Here is a 17,955-nt window from a genome sequence, read left to right as displayed (position 1 = left end):
CCAGGCCGTGGCGGCTAAGTCACGCCAGGTTTACGGAGCGGTCCATTAGGGTCAATGCACCCGTAGCCGTCAGTAGGCGGTCGTTCGAGTAGTTCAGGGCGGCCGAGCGCAAGTCGCGGAAGTGACGCTCGAGGGGCACGGCGGACCGGCGCCGATATCCGATGGACAGGCCGGCGAGCTGAACCATCCGGTCGACACTCTGGAAGGTCAGTTCCGCGGCGGTGACCTTCAGCGTGTTCAAATGGATCTGCATCGCCGTTCCGGCCAGGCTCGTGCCGGCGGCGCGTAACCGGATGACCTCGTCGGTTACCCGGTTGAGGTAGGCGCCGACCAGCTCCAGGTCCATTCGGATCCGCGCAAGCCGCTCGGCCACCAGTTCGGAGCGGACGTCGATGCCGCGCGGTCGTTCGGCGGAGCGGAGCAGTCCGACAAGCTCGCCCAGTGCGCTCCGGGCGGCGCCGAGCCAGCAGGCTGCCCAGGCCAGGTGCCCTACCGGGGCCATGCTCTCCAGGGCCACCGTACGGAATCCGCCGTCCCCGCCCACCACCTGCGAGCGGGGCACCACGCCCATGAGCTTGAGCCCAAGGCTGTGCGTGCCGCGCATGCCCAGCGTGTCCCAGTCCCCGCGTTCGACGACGTCCAGTTGGTCGCGGTCGGCGTAGACCAGCGAGACCTCGTTCTCCGGGGCGTCCGGTGAACTGCGCATCGTGATCAGGAAGCCTTCGGCGTACACCCCTCCGGTGACGATGGGCGCCTCGCGGTCCACCTGCAGCCCCTGTGCCGTATCGGTGAGCGGGGAGGCGCTGGAGAGCAGATGACCGCCAGTGCTCGGACCGGTGGTTACCGACGCCAGATACAGCTCCCCACGCGCGATGCGAGGCAGCAGCCTGTCTTGCAGCGCCGGGGCGGCGAAGTGGACAAGCGTGTCGACCTGCTGGCAGTGCATAGCCCAGATCATCGCGGTGGAGATGCATCCGTCGGCCAGCAGCTGCGCGATCTCGACCAGGTCCGTCAGGTCCCCGCCGAGGCCTCCGTGCTCCTGCGGGACCAGCAGCCCCATCAGGCCGCTGCGCCGCAGCTCGGCCATGCCGGGTTCGCAGACCCGCGCCTCCTCGTCGGTCGTGTCGGCATGCTGACGCAGGATGGTACGTACGCTGGCTGCGGCCTCCAGCACCTCGTTGCGGTGAGACGCCTCCATCACTCCCCCATGCGGTCGAAAATGTCCGGCGCAGGGCCGGTGGACGGTACGAAGGGGATGCGGCGCAGCGTCAGCCGGGACGCATCGCACGGCGTCCCGTCGCGCAGTACCACCTCCGCGGCCGCAGGCCGGCTGAGAAAGCCGACGAGGCTGGCGGTCAGGCCGTACGCACCGACGTTGGGGATCTCGATCAGGTCCCCGGGGCTGACACCCGCCAGCACCTGGCCAGCGGCGAGCCGGTCGGCGGGCGTGCACAACGGCCCCACCACGGTGGCCGCCCCCTGGCACTCCTGCAGGTCCTCGTCCGAGCCGACCGAGCCGTCCTCACGCCGCGCGACCTGTCGAACCGCGGCCTTGAGCGGCAGCAGGCGGCCCAGACCGGACAGGCCGCCCAACTGGTTGATGCCGCCGTCCAGCACCACGAAGGTGCTGTCCCCGCTGACCTTGACGTCCTCAATGGTGCACAGCAGCCTGCCGCTGCGGCCCGCCAAGAACCGTCCGGACTCGAAGGCGATCTCCGGTCGTCCGGACCGCCAGCCGGCCAAGTGCGTGTCCAGCGCCGCTTCGAGGACCGGTCGCAGGGGCGAGTAGTCCGGGGACTGCCCGGCGACGGCGTAGGGTGCGGCAAACCCGCCACCCAAGTCCACCACCTGCAGCTCGACTCCCAGCTCCGCCTGCAGGCGGGCGGCCTCGGCGATGCTCGCGGTCATCTCGTCGGCAACTGTCTGCCACGCCTCGGCGTTGCTAAGGGGAAAGAAGTGCAGGCCGACGATTCGCGCGCCGGGCAGCGGCGCGAACGCCGCCGGAGCGCGACGCACTTCTGCCGCATCCACCCCGAACTGCGTAGCGGTCCCGGTCATGCGCAACCCGCTGCCGCCGTGGCTGCGCTGGGAGTTCACCCGCAGCAGGCAGCGCGCCGCGGTACCGAGCGCCGACGCCTCCCGGGCGACCTTCCGGTAGTCGGCCGCGGACTCGACGGAGAAGCTGCGCACGCCCGCGGCGAGGGCGGCGGAGATTTCCTGCCGGCTCTTGCCGGGACCGGTGTACAGGCACCGGTCGCCGGGGATCCCCGCTTGCCGGACCGCCTCGAGCTCCCCGATCGAGCTGATCTCGGCTCCGCATCCTGCGGCGTGCAGGGCGCCCGCGAGCACCGGGTGCGGGTTGGCCTTGAGCGAGTAGTACAGCGTGGCGGGCTCGGGTAGGCAGCGGGACAGTTCGGACGCGGCTCGCTCCGCCTCCCGCAGTTCGTAGACGTAGAGCGGGCTGCCGTAGTCGGCGACGAGCTTCGCCGCCGCGGGCCGGGCACCCGCCGACGAGCGCTCCTGATCCGGTGCCATGGTGTCGCTCACGTCTCGCTCCCCTGCACCATCTGCTCGAGCCGGATCCGGTCGACCTTGCCGTTGCGAGTCAGCGGAATGGCCGACAGCACCCGACACCGGGGCGGAGCCTTCGCCGGACCGAGCCGTTCCCGCAGCCGCCGCAGCACGTCGTCGCCCGTGACCTCGCCGGCCACGCAGAGGATCGCCTCGCGGCCCGCGGCCGGTGGGAGCATCGCGACGATGCGCACCCCCGGCAGCGCGGCGGCCGCGGCCTCCACCTCGGTCGTGGATACCCGGACGCCGCGCAGCTTGAAGAGCTGGTCGCGGCGGCCCTCGAAGTACAGCTGCCCGTCCGCGTCCATCCGGCCGAAGTCACCGGTGTGCAGCACTCGTTCACCGGTCCTGACGTCCCGGCGGTATCGCTGCGCCGTGAGTTCGGGGGCCTTCCAGTAGCCCTCCATCAGGTGCGGGCCGGTGACGCAGATCTCCCCGATCTCGCCCGGGGGCAGCGGGTCGCCGGTGGGGCCGACGATCCGCACCTCGGTGTCGGGCAGTGCCCGACCCACGGAACCGGGCCGGGTCAGGTAGGCGTCGACATCCGCCACGGTGATTCGTTTGCATTCCGTTGTGCCGAACATCATCTGCACGCCCGAGCCCGGAAACCGGGCTCGCAACGCGTCGGCCGTGGCGGGCGGCAGATGCTCGCCCGTGTTGGTGAACAGCCTTAGCCGCAACTTCTGGCTGGCAGCGGGCTTTCGGGCGCTGAGGGCGAGCAGCATGGTGGCCAGTGACGGCACCAGCGGCACCACGGTGGCACCGTGCCGAGCCAGCTGCCCGATCAGGTCGGTGTCCTGCCCGGCCTCGGCCAGCACCAGCGTGCAGCCGGCAATCGCCGAGAGGAAGACCTGGTAGAGGCCGTAGTCGAAGGAGAGTGGCAGACGGCAGAACACTACGTCGTCCGGCCGGTAGGCGACCCGCTGGGCAATCGCGCCGGCGGCGAAGCAGATCTGCGCATGGGTGCACGCCACGCCCTTGGGCTGGGCTGTGCTGCCCGACGTGTAGAGCAACAGCGCCAGGTCGCCGGACGCCGGTCCGGGCGCGGAGGCATCAAGGGCCGCCGGACGGACCGCTGCCAGCCCGGCGGCGAGGCCGTCGAGGGTCGCGCTCGCGACCGCGCACTGGGCCGCCCGGTCACGGTCGTCGCAGATCAGCAAGGCGGCCTTGGTGTCCGAGAGCAGATAGGAGAGCTGATACGGGGTCAGCTCGGGGCTGAACGGCACGGCGACGGCGCCGAGCCGCAGGCAGCCGAACAGCGCCGCGACCATGACGCCACGCCCGGTTGCCTGGATGGCGACCCGGTCGCCGGGGGCGACGCCCTGCTCGGCGAACCAGGTACGGGCGGCCCAAGAGAGCCGGGCCAACTCACCGTAGGTCAGCGCACCGTCGCGGTCGCGTACCGCGATGACCTCGGGCCGGGCGGCGGCGGCGCGATCCAGCAGCGCCGGGACGAGCTTGGCCGGTTCCGCTATCTGCGGCGCGACGGCGCTCACGCCCCGACCTCAAGCGCCCGAGCCTCGAACACCAGGTGCACCAGCGGCACCGGCCGCGCGCCCCGGAGCGTGGACAGCGTGCCCAGGTGCAGGAGCTCGGCGCCGTCGCCGCCCGGAACCACGACCGGATCCCCCGGCTTTCGCGCCGACGCCGGCCCCAGGCCGAGCGCGGCGGCGTGACCCATGGATCCGTGCGGATAGCAATGCTGCTCGGCGTATCCGCTGGCAAAGAGGTCGCGCGACGCGTACATGGTTCACCTCCCCCGCATCACCAACGATGTCGCTGTACGGCGGCGTCAGAACGTCGAACCCGATGGCGGCGACGCTAGCCGAGCGGAAGACGTCACGCGATGGATTCGGCGCTGGCCGAATCGCGTAGTTCGGCAGCCCTGCCGTTGCTCGGAAATGGCTAGATCACGTGCTGGGCCAAGCCGCACGCGGTTGCGCGAACGTCAGTCACGCGCCGTTGTCGAGGTATCCCAGCAGCGCGTCGCCCGCGCGGTCGAGTTCGTAGAGCACACGCCCACCGACCCGACGCCGCCGCACGACGTTGGCGGCGACCAACGCGCTCAGGTGCTCCGAGACGGTGCTGGCAGAGAGGCCGAGCGAGCTGGCCAGCGCCGAGGTCGTGGTTGGCGTGGCGAGGCCGCGCAACACCGCCGCCCGGGCACGGCCGACGAGGATCCGCAGGCGATCCCCACGCTCCGGCCGATCCAGGCGCTCGTTCGTACCGGGGTGCCTGCTCTCCAGCATCGCGGCGCCACGCGCCTGGAACGATACGGCGACACTGCCGGTGTCACTCACGCAGCACAACGTCCGTCGACCGAACAGTAGCGGAACGACCACCAGACTCCGGTCGCAGCGGACGCTGACCGACGGCGCCGATCCGGCGAGCAGCAGTCGCGGGGGCTCCCAATGCAGGCGGCCCTCCAATTGGTCCAGGAGCGCAGCCGGCCCTCGGGTAGCCAGCGTGTGGCCCCGGTGCAGGACGTCGTCGCGCAGGGCGGAGCGAATCATCGCCCAGTACGGGCGCAGCGCGATCTGCCAGTAGTCGTCGAACGCGTCGACACACCACCGCAGCCATGGCTCGGTTCCCCCGCCGCCCGGAGGGTCCACGACGACGCGGCGGGCGAGCTGCGCGCGGACGAGATCCATCGGCGTCTGCCGCAGCTCCGCCAGCTCCTCCTCGATGGTGCGCATCGGTGCGGTGGGCAGCGGGGTGAGAAATGCCGGCACGGGGCCCGCCAGCTCTCGGAAGCATCGAATCAGCTCGCCGCCGGGGCGCCCCGCCAGCCGGCGGCGCGCGGACTCGGCCCACCTGCTGTACGGCCACGGCACGGGGCGGTCCGGGGCCAACAACTGCAAACTGGCCACCGCCTCCCACAACGGGCTGATGGCGACACGAACCTGGCCGAGCGCCTCCGTGGCGACCTCGATACTGATCATGACGGGCCGTTGCGGACGGTGTCGGCGGATCTCCGGTGAACCCTCCGCCCCGCGCGCCGATCGGCAGCCGCCGGTGCCGGCGCGCACCGGGTCGGTGGCCGGCCAGCCGGCAGATATCCTGATGCCGTCCGTCTTCCGAAGCGGAGCGTGGTGGCATCGAGATGAACACGGCCTACTCTCGCCACCTGTCGCAGTTGCGGGGCCGCGGACTGTTGCCGGGCACGGTCCACGCGGTGTATGTCGCCGGTTCGCGCGTGCGCGGTTGGGGCAACGCCGGCAGCGACCTCGATTTCTACGTAATCGTTGAGGATCGGTGGCCCGGTCCGGGCAGCAGCGTCGCCCCGGTGGCCTTGCGCCCGGATACGATCACCATCGAGCAGACCCGGGTCAACCGCGAGCAGTGGGACGTGCAGTACTGGTTGGATAGTCAGGTCGACCAAGTTCTGGAGAAGGTCAGCTGGACCGAGTTCGAGACGAACGAGTCGGCGGGCGCACTCCTCACCTCCCGTGAGGTGGATTTCCTGGAGGGTCTCGGCTACGCGGTCGCGGTGACCGGTGAGGACTGGTTGCTCCGGCGTCGCAAGCAGATGCAGCGGTCCGCGCTGCGTTCCATTCTGACGTCCCGATCGCTCCACAACTCTCACCTCTTCCTGGAGGACGCGGTCGGCCAACTACGTTCCGGGGACGTGGAGAGCGCGGTCCTTTCCGCGCGACTCGCCCTCGGTTGCGCGGTCCAGGCGCTGCTCGCCGAGAATGGTAAGTTCGCCCAGAGTCCCAAGTGGTCGGCGCGCCAACTGCGCGATACGCCGCAGGATGTGCTCTCGTTCGATGAGTACTGGACGCTGGAGACAATGCGCGACTACACGCCGGAGAATCCTGGCCGGTGGGTCGAGGACGTGCTGGCGGTCTGTCGACGCATCTCGCAATCGGTGCGCGTCTGACCCGCTTGGGCACGCGGTGCGGGAGGCGGACGAGGGTGCCGCGGACGTTACTGTGAGACAGCCGGCAATCAATGAGGTGAATATGGCTGTGCAGGATCTCCGTACCATGGGCAACTCCTCCGGAAACCAGGGCCGCGCCTTCGGCCGCCCTTCATCGGCCTGACGCTATGAGCCCGACGCGGACCCACAGAAGGCGGCTCTCACCCACATTCGTGCCGGGGATAGCCCCCACCGGAGCACGCCAACCCGCCGTTCCTGCCCGGTCAGCCGCGGCTCCGCCGAAGCCGAGGAGGGGTGACGGCGGCGACGACCACCCTCCCCAGGAGCCGCGCCGCCTCGGCGGCCGGATAGCTGGCCTCGACCTCCGCCTCTATCCGGCGTAGGACCGCACCGATCCGGACGGGATGGGTGCTGCGCAGGACATCGACCAGGTCTGCCTCGACGTCTGCGACCTCCGGGTGGCGGTGCGCCGCAGACCCGGATCCGACGGGGCTCATGGCGATCCCCGTCCGGGGCCGGCCGAGTGGACCGGCGGCGGCGACCACGTCCGGTCCGACCCCGGCCGGGACGGATCCGGCGTCGTTCGTCGATGTCAACGAGAGCACCTCATGGTCGGCCTTCTCGCCCTCCGCCGTCACCGGCGGCGCGGACCAGCACCGGCACCGTATCCTCGAGGCGGGCGCCGGTCCGGCGTCGCGCCACGCCGGTCTCGCACCGCGACCACGTCATCCACCGGAGCGGTCGACCGCCGGCCCCTCGACCCCGTCGGGGTGTGGGTGATGCGACTCGCCGATGCTCGTCGGGCCTGCGCCCACGACATCGTCCGGCCCGGTGACGACGTGACGTCGACTAGGTCCGGGCCGTACCGGTCCGGGAGGAGGCGGTCGCCTCCCCGGTCCGACGGGGACCGTCCCGCTACTCACGATCTCTGCGCACTTCAGTCACGCCCCCGTGTCCGGATTCGGATGAGAACGGTGCCCGTCTCCCGCACGAAAGGCCGGGGTCGAGCACACGATCAAGAAATGGCAACTATGCCATAGATCGCCTTGGTTGTCGCCACCCAGCCATGCACCCTCACGCAGCAATGGCGGCCGGAGCACGGTCAGTCGGACCGAGGCGGCGGTGCCCGTGGGGAGCACCGACGGACCCGTGGCGGCCTCCTGGATGCCACGCGAGCGACCGAGGTCCGAGGTCCGAGGTCCGAGGTCCGAGGTCCGAGGTCCGAGGTCCGAGGTCCGAGGTCCGAGGTCCGACCGACGGTACGCACACCGCCGACGGCTTGCGCGATATGCACGAGAACCAATAACGTTGCGATGTATCGGCACGATACATCGCGCTGATAGGTCATCATTGGCCTGCCGCTCCTCGACGCGTCAGTGGCCACAAACAAGGTGGCGTCGCTGCCGCCGCGGCTGTAGCTGCGGGTGACCGTCGCGTCGCGGCCCGGGGCGGGCCCGATTCGCACTGGCGTAGTGGTGCGCCACCACCCTCTGGAGGCTGGAGACATCGTGGAGACATCCGAGCACCACATCGAGCCCGCCGCAGGCAGGCTGGGCGTCCTAACGGTCGGGCTGGGCGCCGTGGCGTCGACAGTGATCGCGGGCGTCGAGCTGATCAGGCGCGGCCACGCTCAGCCCATCGGATCGCTCACCCAGATGGGCACGATCCGGCTCGGCAAGCGGACCGAGCACCGCGCACCGCTCATCCGCGACGTCGTGCCGCTCGCCGACCTCGACCAGCTCGTCTTCGGGGCCTGGGATCCGATCTCGGACACGGCGTACGAAGCCGCGCTGCGGTGCGGGGTGCTCGACCGGTACACCCACATCGAGCCGGTCGCCGCGGAGCTGAAGGAGATTGAGCCGATGTCGGCCGTCTTCGATCAGAACTATGTGCGACGGATCGCCGGCAACAACGTCAAGCCCAAGGCGAACAAGCTGAAGCTGGCCGAAGCCGTCCGCGACGACATCCGTACCTTCAAGGCGAAGCACTCCTGCGACCGGCTGGTCGTGATCTGGTGCGCCTCGACCGAGATCTTCATCGAGCCCGGCCCGGCCCACCAGAGCCTGGCCGCGCTCGAAGCCGCCATGGAGGCGGACGACGACAGCATCCCTCCCTCCATGATCTACGCGTACGCGGCCCTCAAGGAGGGCGTGCCGTTCATCAACGGCGCACCGAACCTCACCACCGACGTGCCGGCGATGACCGAGTTGGCCGGCGCGGTCGGCGTACCCGTCAGCGGCAAGGACTTCAAGACGGGACAGACCCTCCTGAAGACCGTGCTGGCCCCGATGCTGAAGGCGCGCATGCTGGGGCTCGACGGCTGGTACTCGACCAACATCCTGGGCAACCGGGACGGCGAGGTGCTGGAGGATCCCGACAGCTTCCGCAGCAAGGAGGCCACCAAGCTCGGCGTGCTCGAGCACATCCTGCAGCCGGACCTCCACCCCGAGTTGTACGACAACTTCCATCACAAGGTGCGCATCAACTACTACCCGCCCCGGGGCGACAACAAGGAGGGCTGGGACAACATCGACATCTTCGGTTGGCTCGGCTACCAGATGCAGATCAAGGTCAACTTCCTGTGCCGCGACTCGATCCTGGCCGCACCCCTGGCACTCGACCTGGTGCTCTTCATGGACCTGGCACACCGCGCCGGGCTCAAGGGCGTGCAGGAATGGCTGTCCTTCTACTTCAAGAGCCCCCAGCACGCGCCGAGCGTCTACCCGGAGCACGATCTGTTCATCCAGCAGACCAAGCTCAAGAACACGCTCCGCTGGCTCATCGGTGAGGAGCAGATCACCCATTTGGGAATCGAGTACTACGAGGACTGAGCCGGCCCGTCGGCGACCACCGGCCCGACAGAAGGCTGGTGGCCGCCGGCGCGTGCTGCCCGAACCGGTGCCCACCCCGCGCGACGTGCTGCGCCGGGTCACCGGACCGGCGCCTCTTCCGGCAGCTCGCGGTCCGCCGACGACGGGACCCAGTAGGTCCTCGCCCGTCGCCTGCGCCGTCGAGTCAACGGGTCGTGGATGAGCCGACTCACCAGGCCGACCGGCGCGACCACAAGGACATACATGACGAAAAGTACGATCGAGACCATCGCTTCCACAGCCTTCGCTACATCGGTCTGCCGGGTGCTCAATCCAGGGGGATGTCCGCTCGCCAGTCACTCTCCTCGGACCACGGCGGCTGCTCGCTTTTGTCGAGCAGGAAGTTGCCCATCGCGAGCATCTCGATGTTCGTACGCATGAAGCAGGTGTAGGCGTCGTGGGGCGAGTTGACGATCGGCTCACCCCGGACGTTGAACGAGGTGTTGACCAGGACCGGGCAGCCGGTACGGGCCTTGAAGGCAGTCAGCAGCTCGTGGTACGCGGGATTGCCGGCGGCGGTGACCGTCTGCACCCGGGCGGAACCGTCGACATGGGTGACGGCCGGGATGGTGGAGCGCCGGACGTGCAGCAGGTCGATACCGTTCGCACCGGTTTCCGACACCGGTATCTGCTGAGCTGCCGCGACCTGCGCCACGATCAGCATGTACGGGCTGTCCTGCCGGAGATCGAAGTAGTCCTTGGCCTCCTCGGCCAGCACGGACGGCGCGAACGGGCGGAACGACTCCCGAAACTTGATCTTCAGGTTCATCGCGGACTGCATGCCCGGATCACGCGGATCGCCCAGGATCGAGCGGGCCCCCAGGGCCCTCGGGCCGAACTCCATCCGATCCTGGAACCACCCGACGACCTTGCCCTCGGCCAGTGCCGCCGCGACCGCCGCCACCAGGTCGCGGCGATCCAGCCGACGGTGCGGAACCGCGCGGCTGTGCAGGTAGTCGGCGATCTGCGCCTCGCTGAACTCCGGGCCCAGCAGCGCGCCGGACATCGCGTCACGCCCGCTGCCGACATGCTCCCGTGCCGCGCCGCGCTCCATGGCCACTGCCAGCGCGGCTCCCAACGCTCCCCCGGCGTCGCCGGCAGCGGGCTGGATCCACACCTCGTCGAAGATGCCGCTCTCCACGATCTTGCCGTTGGCGACGCAGTTCAACGCCACGCCCCCGGCCAGGCAGAGCGTGCGCTCGCCGGTCCGCTCCCGCGCGGTACGGGCCAGGCTGAGCATCACGTCCTCGGTCACCTGTTGGACGGACGCCGCCAGATCGAACTCGCGCTCCGTCAGGGGGCCCTCGGGCGTACGCCGCGGACCGCCGAAAAGCTTCTCGAAGGCCCGGCCGGTCATCACCTGCCCGCGCAGGTAGGCGAAGTACCGCATGTTCATCCGGAAGGAGCCGTCCGGCTTGACATCGATGAGGTGCCGCCTGATCAGGTCGGCGTAGCGCGGCTTGCCGTAGGGAGCCAGACCCATCAGCTTATACTCGCCGGAATCGACTTTGAACCCGCAGAAGTAGGTGAAGGCGGAGTAAAACAGGCCGAGTGAGTGCGGGAACCGGATCTCCGCAAGCGGTCGTAGTCCGGTGCCCCGGCCATGCCACAAGGTCGTGGTGGCCCGCTCGCCCACGCCGTCCACGCAGAGCACGGCGGCCGACCGGTACGGGCTGGGGAAGAAGGCCGAGGCGGCGTGGGACTCGTGGTGCCGACGGGTCTGGATGTCCGGCACGGCTCCCACGTCGAGCTCCCCGAGTTCCCGCCGGACGACGTCGACCGCTCGGAGCTTGCCGTCAGTGCGCAACCAGCTCGGGACCGTGCGGGCGAAGGCCGGGAAGCTCGCCGGAGCCGCCCCGGCCAGAGTCGCCAGCACCCGGCGGAACTTCAGCCAGGGATCTTCGTAATAGGCGACGGCACTGACGTCTTCCAGGGAAACACCCAGCGTGTCGAGGCAGTGCCGTACCGCCTGGCCCGGGAAGGACGGGTCATGCCGCTTCCGGCTGAACCGTTCCTCCTGCACGGCCGCGACGGGCACCCCGCCTCGCACGAGCGCCGCGGCACTGTCGTGGTAGAACGACGAGATCCCGAGGATCAGCTCAGACACTGCGCCACTCCTCCCCCGTCGACGGGACTGCTCGCCCTCTTCGCCGGCCGCCGGCGACCCGGGCGGCTCGCCTGGCCAGCATGCCGTCGGGCGGGTTAAGCGAGCGGTACCCGGTTCGTACCCTTTCCCACACGGCAGGCCGGCTGCCCGGACCCGGCACCCCGGGTAGCTCCGACATCAGGGTGTCGATCGCGTCCGCGGCCCAGGCGGAATGCCCCGTGGCGACGTTGTCGATGGTGTTGTGGATGTCCACGAAGCGGGTGCTGAAGCCGTGCCGGCGCAGGGCCATGCTGGCCCTGCGGTAGGTGCCGCCGACGCCGGACAGCTCCATGGCCAGATTGAGGCCGAGTATCTCGGGCAGGAAGGTGCGCGGGTACCGCCCGATGCAGAGCCAGTAGACCGGCAGCTCAAAGGATTCGTCGCGGAACCCCGGCCAGTTCGCCATCGCGGGCGACGCGGTGGGCGGCAGGACCACCTCCATCTCCTCTAGCACCTGGCGATAGATCAGGGGATGGTTGAGCTTCGCCTCGCCGTTGCCGAGTTCGTCGAAGTAGGTCGCGAAGAGCGCGTGACCGATGTCCGACGAGGCCAGCTCGTAGTCGGTGAAACCCTGCAACCAGCTGCCGTCGATCAGGGTCAGCAGCGCCGTCTGTACGGCGTCGTCGACCACCGCCTCCCGCGACGGCAGCGGGATGTCCGTGCTCTTCTCGAACTCCACACCGTGGCGATCGTGCTGCGTCTGGAGCCAGGGGCGCAGTCCCTCGGTCTGCCATCGCGGCGGAAGGGGCACCGACCCTGGTTCCATCCGGTACCGGGCCCGGGCCAGCCAACCCTGGACGTAGCGCAGGCTCCAGTCGCGCAGCTCCGGGCTGACGGTGCGCCCCATCAGCTGGTGGTACGCCTCGCGGAGGTCCTTCGGGCCGCGCCCGGGTGGTACCGCGGTCCGCGTCGTGCCGGGCAGTCCGACACCCGCTTCGCCCGGCGCGGGCCGGGCTTCAGCCGGGGTAGCGATGGACCGGCGGGCCGCGGCAGACGTCCTCGGAGCGGGTCCAGCCGGAAGGCTGTCGATCCACCGGCTGATGATGGTGAGGTCGTCGGGCGAGAAGATCCGGAACATCGGGCCACGTTCACTGACCAGCCCGGTGACCAGCGGGCTGGCAGCCGACCGGCCCGGCTTCACCAGCCTGCTGCGGGCCAGCACCTCGAGGAAGGGCCACGGATCGTCACAGCAGTCCGTCAACCACGCCGCCAGCGGCCGCTCCTCGAGCAGCACCTGGTGATGGTAGACCGAGCCCTCCCGGGCCCGCAGTCGCATCAGCTCCGCCATGTCGAATCCGGGGTCGAGCGACGCGCGCGACTGTTCGTACAGCGCCTCGGTCTGGTCGCGCAGCACGGCCAGTGTCCCGACGAAGGCCGCCTGCACCCTGGCCGCCACCTCCGGGCCCTGCCGGGCCAGGCCATCGGCGATCTCGCGGCACTGCTCGAGCGGCGCGGGCCCCCCGCTGCGGGGCGCGGAGTAGTCGATGGCCGCCCAGTCGGCCGGCAGTTCGCCCCGCGCTAGGCTGAGCGGAGGCAGCAGACCCACTGCTCGCAGGCACAGGTCGGCTCCGATGAGTTCCGGGCAGAAGTCGTCGGGCCGTCGGCTCATCACGAGGAGCAGCGCGGGCAGGCGGAAGGCGGTGTCGTCGATCCTCGGGTCACCGGCGAGTCGCGCCAGCGGCACCGCGTTCTCCGACACCCGCAACTGGCGCAACAACGCGAGATAGGCACCGCCCCGGGCGGCACCCGGATGGCCGGCGCCGACATCGGACGCATAGAGCCGCAGGATGTCCAAATAGAGCGGATCGTCTGCGCTGCCCGGGCTCGTCAGCCATTGCAGCCAGGCACCGAGTGCCAGGCCGAGGGGGGCGCAGCCGAGGCCCACCCTGCGGACCAGGAGCTGACGGCCCACGGGGTCGAGGGACTCCCCCAACGCCTGGAACCGCCTCGCCTCGGTCGACGCCCAGTCGGCCGTCTCGTCGATCAGGCTGTTCAGCGACTGTGCGGCGGCGGGCGGTGCCAGCCGCAGCTCCGCGCGTACCGCGGCGGGCAGGGCATCGTCCCGGACGACCGCCTCCGGGTCGGCGGCCGCCGCGTAGAGCCGGCGGAAAGTGGAGGTGGCGATGCTGCCCTGAGGGCGCGTTCCTACGGCGCCCGAAGTCGGACCACCGCTGTCGGCTGTCGCATCATCGTGCACAGTGGTTCCCCGTTCGTGGACCTGGCACACGTGCTCCGTCGAGTCGCGCGATCAGAACATCGGGTAGATCGACGCGTCCTTCTTCCGACTGGCACGCTTTCGGCACCGGAGAAGCCTGTCGATGATCCTGCGAATGAAAGACATGCTGCGTACCGCCTTCGTCACCGAGTGGGTCGCGCGTTGGTCGGGACGGACATCTAGGTGAGGTCGAGGGCTTCGGCCGTCACCCTCGCCACAAAATCGTGTCCTGTGTCACTGTAGTGAACACGGTCGACGAACCACCAGTCCCGTTCGGTGGCCGCCGCCGAGACGACGGGATTCAGGTCGACGAATCGGATACTCTGCTTCTCGCAGCCGACACGTAGTGCCGTGGCGTATGCCTGCGCGAAGTCCGTTGTCGCGACGCTGGCGAAGGCCTCCTCCCACGGCCCCAGCTCGGACATCCGGTCGTTCTCCTCGAAGAGGATCCGCTCCTCCCGACAGAGGTCGTAGCGCATCCAGCGCGCCATCGGCTGCAGGACGTAGGAGATGCGGGTGTCCGGCCCCGCTATGCGTCGCCAGATGTCGAGCTGACGGAGCGTCGCTTCGGCAGCCGAGGCGATCAGCGTCGGGGCGTCGGTACGAACATCGTCGAGAGTGGAGACAGCCGCTGCGGACGCCGGCCGTCGGCCGAAGAACCTGGAGCCCTTGCGGCTCCGCTCGCGCAGCTCCGCCATCTTCTCGAAGTACTCGCCGCAGAAGAAGAAGGCTCCGTGGTCACCCTGCTGCCATTCGGGCAGTCGGGCCACCATGACGGCGTTGATCCCCGAGAAGATGACGATCTCCTCGATGTCCCCCATCAGGTGTCGGTACAGGGTGAGGAGCAGGACCTCCTGCGTCGGGTTGAAGCAGTAGCTGCCGAAGTTCAGCCACGGCGCCGAGGGCGCGTACCGGCTCCACAGCAGCGACGCCAGCGTGTTCGCGTCGCTGGAGGCTCCGACCCCGAGGGCAGTCGAGCCCCCCGCGAGGATGCGGACCGGGCCCGGCGGTACATGGCCGGCGGCCGAGGCACTGACACCGTCCGGCCCGGTGCTGATCCGGAAGCCGCACCGGTCGGTGTTGACCGATGGCGAGGTGAAGTTCGCCCGGTGGAAGTACATGAGGTAAGGGATGTACCGACGCTCACTGGGATCCTTCATCGCGTCGTAGTCCCGCATTTGCTGAGTCAGCTCGTACCGTTGCAGCTTCACGATTACCCGTCTCGTCCCTTACTCGGCTTACGTCCGGCAAAAGCAGCACCACGGGTGGTTCCCGGCATTACCTCCCAGGTAATGTGGAATTTACCTCAATCAACTCAAATCTGCCATACGTCCTACCTGCCGACAAGACCACGGAAACCAGACGCAGGCGCGCATGTCAGCCGCGCGGGCAACGCTCGCTCCTACGACCGCAGGTCGGCCGTGGAACGCCCGGAGCCGAGATCAGGTATCACCAGCTCGGCAACGGTGTCGACGGCTTCCGCGGCGGAGGCGTCGGCGAGGTCGACGAGGTACCAACCCCAGCCGGCGGCCAACTGCTCGTACTCCGCCAGCAGCTTGCCCTGCAACTCGATGAACGACGACCGGCCCGCTCGACCCGCGAACCCCATGTCCTCGAGCAATCCGACACCGCTGCGGCTGGTCGTGATCCGCCGATAGCACTCCTCCGGCGTGACCTTCAGCAACACCCCGACATCGGGCTGAAGGAACCGACTGGAGTACGCGTCCGTGATGAACTCGCTCGTCCTGGCGATGAACTCCGGCGAGACGTCGCCGTGCGGGATGTGCTCGGCCACCCGCAGCGCCTTCGTGATGTTCTTGTAGCCGAAGCCCTCCGTGACGACGGTCTCGCCGTTGGACAGATATCCGCCGAGAATCTCCGCATGAATCAACAACTCCGCGGTGAACTCGAGGATGGCTGACGCCAGCACGCCGGAGCGGTGGATGCCCGTGGGTGACACCGGGCCCCGGTCGAGTCCGGCGCGCTTGAACTCCTCGAACACCAGCGGGCCGTGCTGGACGCGCAATGACGCAGCGTCCGTCGCCCCGCCGTAGCGCACCCGCCACGCCTCCATGAGCAGCTGCCGCAGCGACAGGTACGGGAAATTGAACCGGTCGCCCTGGTCGGCGATGTCGCGCCAGCGCAGAAACCTGGGCCGGTGTCCTCGGGCCGCCAGTCTCTCGGTCAGGCCGCGCGCAATGGTGGACTTACCGGATCCGTCCAGTCCCAGCAGGGCGACGTACGAGCCGCGAGCCGCGTCAGGAGCGTCGGTCATGATGGTCGATGGGCTTTTCATGTCGGCCGGACCCCCGTCCGCTCGGTGACCTGCCGCCGGCAGATCTCTCCTGCACGCCCCGCCGCATCCACGGACCACCCGGTCCCGGCACGGACCCGGTCAAAGTATCGGGCACCCGTCGGCAGGACAAGCCCACGCCGGATGGCCAGGAGCGGAGCGCAGCCACAATCGGGGGTGTCGATACGCCTGCCACCGAACATGAGCGTCGTGTCGTGGTCGATGAACGGCCGGGTTCAGGTGGTGGTCCGAAGGGTGTGTCACCGGGCCGGGCCGGACGCGGTCGGCCGTGGCAGGTCACGTAGGGGCCTGCGGCGAGCCAGCCGGATGCCGGCGGCCGGCGAACCCGTCCGCAGCCAGCCGAGCGGGCGGTCGCGCTCAGAAGGGAAGCCTTTGTGGAGTCGACGATGCCAACCGGACCGATGGGTAACGGTTACTGAAGTGATCTCAGCGACTTTGCGGTAGGTATTTGTACTCGAAGTGGGTCAAATGCAGGGCGGCGGCGACGATGTCGCCGGTTCGGCGTGGGCTGACGGTCGTGTGGCGTAGCGTCTTCCAGCGTCCGATCAGGATCGCGAAGCCGCGTTCTCCTTGCCAACGTAGACCGCGTAGCAGTCGGTTGTAGGCGCGGTTGTCGGGTGCGAGCCGGTGGCCGTCGGCGGGTTGCTTGACGGGGGTTTTGATGCCGTGACCTGTGCTTTCGTAGCCGGAGTCGGCCAGAGTGGGTAGGTCGAGTTCGGCGGCGGACCAGTTCAGGGCGGCGGTGACACCCAGGTCGCGGGCGCAACTGGTGTCGTGTAGATGCCCGGGCAGCGCCGCCGATGTCCAGATCGGCAGCCCGTCGGGTCGGATGATCGCTTGGACGTTCGCGCCGAAGTCGCGGTGCTTTCCGGAGAACCAGGCATCGATCACCTCGCCCTTGACCGACAAGGTCGTCTCGGTGAGCCGGTCGCAGTCGAACAGCTTGCCGTCGAGGATCACGTGCGACCAGCCGTCGGCCGCGGCCCGACGCAGAGCGGTGTGCAGGTCGATGGCCTGAGCGGCGAGCACGGCGATGCCCTCGTCGCGGTAGCGGTAGGCGGTCGCCCTGGAGATGCCGAAGCCGGCGGCGAGCAGGGTCATGTCCTCGGCCTTGCGGAACCAGACGAGCACCATCAAAGCCTGGTAAAAGCAGGTCAACGCCCGGGTGCCACGGCGGGTACCGCAGGCCCGACGCTGTGCGTACAACAGACGCGCGAGGTGCTGCACGAGTTCCCTCGGGACGTCGACCATGGCACGATAGGCAATCACGTGGAGCCCTCTCGAAGACGTGTTTCTGTCGCAAGGACGTGTCTATCGATGGCTCCACGCCTGTTTCCACTGCCGCCCGACTCGCCGCCTTCGCCCGTGTCGCACCAATCAACCCTTATGCGTTGCTGGCGAGTAGCCGGAGGGAATCTCACCCTCCGGCTCTCACAGATCCGTACGTGAACCTCTCGGTTCATACGGCTCTTGTTGTCCTGGTCACCAAACAGCGGGGACGCCTGAAACCCAGGCCCAGTGGGCGAAGAACCTTGGCCTCGTGGTGACGGCTCGGGTCCATGCCTGTTGAGCCTTCTTCCGTCCGCGCAGTCGTTTGAACTTCTTGCGTAGCCACCGCATCAAGTAGGCGTTGACGCGTGCCAGGAGGGGATACAACGCAGATCTGTAGAACGCGCCGTAGTAATTCATCCAACCCCGCACGACGGGATTCATCCGCTCGGCGAGATCCGCATCGGAGATGTCAGTGAGCCTTTCCGAGTAACGGTGCGCGACTGTGTGTAGTGCCTGCTTTTAGGTGGTCCGGCCGTGCTCGATGTGGAGGATGACCAGGGCCGCAGCGACGATGTTCCCGATTTTCCAGGGGCAGAGGCTGACGTTGCGTAGGGCTTTGAAGGTCATCTTGAGTAGGCTGTTGCCGCGTTCGCCGACCGCGCGGAGCCGGTTGTGGGCATGGTT

At 68.9% G+C, this 17,955-nt stretch carries 14 protein-coding genes and 1 pseudogene; 2 read left to right on the top strand and 13 right to left on the bottom strand.

Going from position 1 to position 17,955, the window contains the following annotated elements; translation table 11 throughout:
* Nucleotides 1-19 precede the first annotated feature (19 nt).
* The 5 genes from AC2CHE_RS19070 to AC2CHE_RS19050 form a co-directional block, all read right to left on the bottom strand.
* A complete protein-coding gene (locus AC2CHE_RS19070; protein ID WP_484506252.1) occupies nt 20-1,198 on the bottom strand; it encodes an acyl-CoA dehydrogenase family protein in 1,179 nt (392 codons plus the stop codon).
* The gene (locus AC2CHE_RS19065; RefSeq protein ID WP_484506251.1) at nt 1,198-2,547 is read right to left on the bottom strand and encodes an alanine racemase; all 1,350 of its coding nucleotides are present in this window, start codon (nt 2,545-2,547) and stop codon (nt 1,198-1,200) included. Before AC2CHE_RS19065 ends, AC2CHE_RS19070 begins: the two co-directional genes overlap by 1 nt.
* Entirely contained in the window at nt 2,544-4,067 is a 1,524-nt protein-coding gene (locus AC2CHE_RS19060; protein WP_484506250.1) for a class I adenylate-forming enzyme family protein, read from the bottom strand. The genes AC2CHE_RS19065 and AC2CHE_RS19060 overlap by 4 nt, the downstream gene beginning before the upstream one ends.
* Nucleotides 4,064-4,318: a thiamine pyrophosphate-dependent enzyme gene (locus tag AC2CHE_RS19055; protein ID WP_484506249.1), complete on the bottom strand. Its 255-nt coding sequence runs from the start codon at nt 4,316-4,318 to the stop codon at nt 4,064-4,066. Before AC2CHE_RS19055 ends, AC2CHE_RS19060 begins: the two co-directional genes overlap by 4 nt.
* Nucleotides 4,319-4,523: 205 nt before the next feature.
* On the bottom strand, nt 4,524-5,513 hold the full coding sequence (locus tag AC2CHE_RS19050) for a helix-turn-helix domain-containing protein (RefSeq protein WP_484506248.1): 990 nt from the start codon (nt 5,511-5,513) through the stop codon (nt 4,524-4,526).
* Nucleotides 5,514-5,674: 161 nt separating this feature from the next.
* Here AC2CHE_RS19050 and AC2CHE_RS19045 point away from each other — a divergent pair, with 161 nt between their 5' ends.
* Nucleotides 5,675-6,454 (top strand): hypothetical protein, encoded by a 780-nt coding sequence (locus AC2CHE_RS19045; RefSeq protein ID WP_484506247.1) that lies wholly within the window; start codon nt 5,675-5,677, stop codon nt 6,452-6,454.
* 263 nt (nt 6,455-6,717) lie between these two features.
* Here the strand turns inward: AC2CHE_RS19045 and AC2CHE_RS19040 are convergent, their stop codons facing one another.
* Nucleotides 6,718-7,050, bottom strand: a complete 333-nt coding sequence (locus tag AC2CHE_RS19040; RefSeq protein ID WP_484506246.1) for a hypothetical protein — start codon at nt 7,048-7,050, stop codon at nt 6,718-6,720.
* Between the two features lie 912 nt (nt 7,051-7,962).
* Between AC2CHE_RS19040 and AC2CHE_RS19035 the strand changes: the two genes are divergently transcribed.
* Nucleotides 7,963-9,285 carry an inositol-3-phosphate synthase gene (locus AC2CHE_RS19035; RefSeq protein WP_484506245.1) on the top strand — a complete coding sequence of 441 codons (1,323 nt, stop codon included), beginning with the start codon at nt 7,963-7,965 and terminating at the stop codon, nt 9,283-9,285.
* 307 nt (nt 9,286-9,592) lie between these two features.
* On the opposite strand, the gene AC2CHE_RS19030 is transcribed toward AC2CHE_RS19035, so the two are convergent.
* From AC2CHE_RS19030 to AC2CHE_RS19000, 7 genes and pseudogenes are all read right to left on the bottom strand, one after another.
* Nucleotides 9,593-11,431 (bottom strand): carbamoyltransferase family protein, encoded by a 1,839-nt coding sequence (locus tag AC2CHE_RS19030; RefSeq protein ID WP_484506244.1) that lies wholly within the window; start codon nt 11,429-11,431, stop codon nt 9,593-9,595.
* Nucleotides 11,424-13,667, bottom strand: coding sequence for an iron-containing redox enzyme family protein (locus AC2CHE_RS19025; RefSeq protein ID WP_484506243.1), 2,244 nt, complete (start codon nt 13,665-13,667; stop codon nt 11,424-11,426). Before AC2CHE_RS19025 ends, AC2CHE_RS19030 begins: the two co-directional genes overlap by 8 nt.
* Nucleotides 13,668-13,864: 197 nt before the next feature.
* On the bottom strand, nt 13,865-14,896 hold the full coding sequence (locus AC2CHE_RS19020) for an Inducer of phenazine A (protein WP_484506242.1): 1,032 nt from the start codon (nt 14,894-14,896) through the stop codon (nt 13,865-13,867).
* A gap of 191 nt (nt 14,897-15,087) precedes the next feature.
* Complete coding sequence (locus AC2CHE_RS19015; protein ID WP_484506241.1) at nt 15,088-15,960, bottom strand: hypothetical protein; 873 nt, start codon at nt 15,958-15,960, stop codon at nt 15,088-15,090.
* A gap of 465 nt (nt 15,961-16,425) precedes the next feature.
* On the bottom strand, nt 16,426-17,250 hold the full coding sequence (locus tag AC2CHE_RS19010) for a transposase family protein (protein WP_484506240.1): 825 nt from the start codon (nt 17,248-17,250) through the stop codon (nt 16,426-16,428).
* Between the two features lie 231 nt (nt 17,251-17,481).
* Nucleotides 17,482-17,739, bottom strand: coding sequence for a group II intron maturase-specific domain-containing protein (locus AC2CHE_RS19005; protein ID WP_484506265.1), 258 nt, complete (start codon nt 17,737-17,739; stop codon nt 17,482-17,484).
* Nucleotides 17,740-17,790: 51 nt separating this feature from the next.
* A pseudogene (locus AC2CHE_RS19000) lies at nt 17,791-17,955 on the bottom strand (IS5/IS1182 family transposase); the annotation flags it as partial.

The sequence above is a fragment of the Micromonospora sp. ATLC16 genome (assembly GCF_057196645.1).
The sequence above is the reverse complement of the archived record's forward strand: the minus strand, read 5'-3'. Positions and strand labels throughout refer to the sequence as shown.

What these genes read in the sequence shown, in the direction of transcription:
- AC2CHE_RS19050 (WP_484506248.1), bottom strand. Translation starts at nt 5,513, where the DNA reads ATGATCAGTATCGAGGTCGCCACGGAGGCGCTCGGCCAGGTTCGTGTC.
- AC2CHE_RS19055 (WP_484506249.1), bottom strand. Translation starts at nt 4,318, where the DNA reads ATGTACGCGTCGCGCGACCTCTTTGCCAGCGGATACGCCGAGCAGCAT.
- AC2CHE_RS19010 (WP_484506240.1), bottom strand. Translation starts at nt 17,250, where the DNA reads ATGGTCGACGTCCCGAGGGAACTCGTGCAGCACCTCGCGCGTCTGTTG.
- AC2CHE_RS19045 (WP_484506247.1), top strand. Translation starts at nt 5,675, where the DNA reads ATGAACACGGCCTACTCTCGCCACCTGTCGCAGTTGCGGGGCCGCGGA.
- AC2CHE_RS19015 (WP_484506241.1), bottom strand. Translation starts at nt 15,960, where the DNA reads ATGACCGACGCTCCTGACGCGGCTCGCGGCTCGTACGTCGCCCTGCTG.
- AC2CHE_RS19070 (WP_484506252.1), bottom strand. Translation starts at nt 1,198, where the DNA reads ATGGAGGCGTCTCACCGCAACGAGGTGCTGGAGGCCGCAGCCAGCGTA.